Annotated in this window: 1 protein-coding gene and 1 pseudogene; both read left to right on the top strand. The window is 29.2% G+C overall.

Annotation, left to right across the window (positions count from 1 at the left end; genetic code table 11):
* The coding region (locus SR62_RS04430) for a filamentous hemagglutinin N-terminal domain-containing protein (RefSeq protein ID WP_147502280.1) at positions 1-2,903 on the top strand (2,903 nt) is incomplete at its 5' end.
* Positions 2,891-3,031 (top strand): annotated as a pseudogene (locus SR62_RS04425) (hypothetical protein). The gene SR62_RS04430 and the pseudogene SR62_RS04425, both read left to right, overlap by 13 nt.
* Positions 3,032-3,130 lie beyond the last annotated feature (99 nt).

The raw sequence follows: 3,130 nt of genomic DNA, 5'->3' as shown, positions 1-3,130 counted from the left end.
ATATTACAGGTAATAAAGTAAATTCTGTTATCCAATGGGGTGGTGGTTTTAATATAGCTAAAAATGAAACTGTAAATTTTAATGGTAGTGGTAAAAACTATCTCAATATCGCTTATGGAACTAAAAGTTCTACAATAGATGGTTTACTTAATGCTACAGGTAATAATGTTTATCTTATCAATCCTAATGGTGTGGTTATAGGTAAAAGTGGAACTATCAATGCAAATAAATTTGGAGTGTCTACTTCAAGTATGAGCAATACAGAAATGCAAAACTTTGCAAATAGTACTAATCCTGTATTCTCTCCTGTATTTAAGCCTAATAATAAAGGCAATGTGATTAATATGGGAAATATTAAGGCTAAGGATGTTTTAATTGTTGGGAATGAGGTATATTTAAATTCTTCTGTAAATTCAGAAGATAAAATTCTAAATAAAATTGATAGCGATAGTATATGGCTTATTGGAAATACCGTTCAAGCAAATATAGGCACTTTAGATGTAAAAGATAGTTTAAAAATTACCGCCATTAAAAATGGTGCTTTAAATTTAGATGCAAAGGCATATTATTTCAATCCAATCGCATATAATAATTTTTCTAAATATCAAGGAGTTGATTACGGCTCTTTTAAACATAATACAAAAGAATTTAAAACTAATAAATTTGTCGGTATAGGTAGCGATGAGGATTGGTTTTATTTTTCAAAAGGTTGGAATGAGAATAAAAATGGTTTTAGGGATTATGCTGGCGAATATAGACTCACTAACGATATTGATTTTGGGGGTAATCAAGGTAAAGATTTTGGAAAATATACCGTTGATGGCGAAACAATCAATATGATGGTAGGGTATGATTTAACAAATGCTTTTAGCAATTCTCAATCTTTTACTAAAGTTTTTGATGGACAAGGTTTTACTCTAAAAAATATTTATTTCAAACCTCAAGGTTCTATGTGGATAGGTCTTTTTGCTCGAGTAAATAATGGCGCTGAAATTAAAAATCTAAATGTTGAAAATTTTACTTTAGGAAATGGCGACGGATCTTACAATTTTGCAAATCTTGGAGCTCTTGTAGGTTCATTGGATAATGGTTCAAAAGTTAGTAATATAAAAATGAAAAATATTTCTTTTAAAACAGGTGGAATAAATTTAGGAACCATAGCAGGAAGAATTTATGGTAATGCAAATTTAGAGAATATAGTTTTAGAAAATATAAATATTGATAATAAAATAGGTGTTAATTTTACATCTACAGGATCTGTCGTAGGTTTTGCTATGAATGGCACATTTAATAATATTTATGTTGATGGCATAACCATTAAGGCTGCGGCTACTGCTGGTATGACTACTGGAGGAGGAGACATTGGAGAAAGCCATGTTGGTGGATTTATAGGTCATAGTGATTATGGAACTTTTGCAAATATTTATCTTAACAATATAGATCTTACAAACAATTACGCAAGAGGTTCCGAATCTGCTTATATAGGTGGATTTATCGGAACGCATTATCTTAATGGAACTTTTAAAAATATAGTTTTAGATAATATAAAAAATATTAGCTCCATTGCAAGAAATGCTTATGCAGGTGGATTTATAGGTGGTAGTGCAGAATCTGGAAGAAATTCAGGCTCAGGAGACACTTCAACTTTTGAAAATATTTTTATGTATTTTACCCCAGATGCAACCATACAAGGAAAATCAGGTATATTTTACAGCACTCAAACAGAAGGTAGTGTAAATTTTACTTTTAAAAATACGCATATTTATCAAAAAAAGAATAGTTTAAGCAATGCAAATACAGACTCAAGTTTTGCAAATATCATTGAAACAAATGGAGAAAAAGAAGACAAGGTAAATATTCATTATTATACCGAAGGCGATAATTCACACAATGATTTTTTAACCCAAGCAAAACCTATTACCAAACCTAATATTCCAACTAATACTCCAAGTTCTTCACAAGAACCTAGTGAAAATGTCATTTTAGATCAAGATGACTTACATAATGATATTGTTAAGGAAATTATAGAAAATTTAAATGATGAATATTATGGGGTAAATATTTTTGCACTAAAAGATCTTCTAAATAATTATATCTACTATAGCACCATGAATGAAGATGAAAAAACGCAATTTATACTCACATATTTCATAGATAAAGAAAATGATAAATATGCAAAATACAATAAAGAAGATTTTAACAATCTTGCAAGAAACTTAGTGCAAAGTATGGATTTTATTATGGAATATAATAATAACAATCTTGACAATGCCAAATTTGACAGCGATGATACAAAAAATAGCTATTTTAATACTATCCATCAACTCCGTCAAAATATAACCAATAAAAATACCTTATTTGCTTTCCTAAAAGGAGATTTAAAAAGCATAAAGGATAATTACGATCAATTTGTAAGCACCAAAGAAGATCTTAATAAAGCCATTGATGCTTACAATGCTTATGTAGCTTTAATCAATCAAGGTGCAGCAAGTTCTAAAGATGCAGAATTTATTTCGCTTAAAAACAAAGTAAATGAGCTTTATGCTAAAGCACAAGGATATCTTGATACTTATAAATTTGATGATACTTTAAAATCTTATAAAACACAAGCCTTATCTCAAAGTAATAATCATTTTAGCATCAAAGGAGAATTTGATACTAAACTAGCTTCTTTAGATTCTGTTTTAGATAAGCCAAATAATGAAGGTGGAGATACAAGCAATCCTGAAGCAAATGCTCCACTTCCTTTCTCTGAAGCTTTACTCACTCAAATGGATGAAAGTGTTTTAAAACAAGATGAAGATGATAAACAAGCAAGTATAGATGAAGTCAGCACTCAAGAAAGTGGTAATGCTTGTATAGTATCGGATAATTTTAAAGCAGGAAATCCTTGCTCAAGATGATTAAAATCCAAAAGGTTAAAAGCCTTTTGGATCTTGTTAAAAATTAATAAAACAAACAAAATTTAAAGATTAAAAATCAAACAAACACTAAGGAAAATTTAAATGAAACGCATTATCTTACTATCTAGTTTAGCTATCTTAAGCCTTTATGCTAGTGATACTAAAGATAATAAAAAAACCATACAAATGTTAGAACAATCTCCTTATAAAGAAGATGCTAACTTAAA

Origin of the sequence: Campylobacter sp. 2014D-0258, from assembly GCF_008000495.1 — a bacterium.
GTDB lineage: Bacteria > Campylobacterota > Campylobacteria > Campylobacterales > Campylobacteraceae > Campylobacter_D > Campylobacter_D jejuni.
Note: the sequence above shows the minus strand (reverse complement) of the source record. Positions and strands in the feature narration are given on the sequence as shown.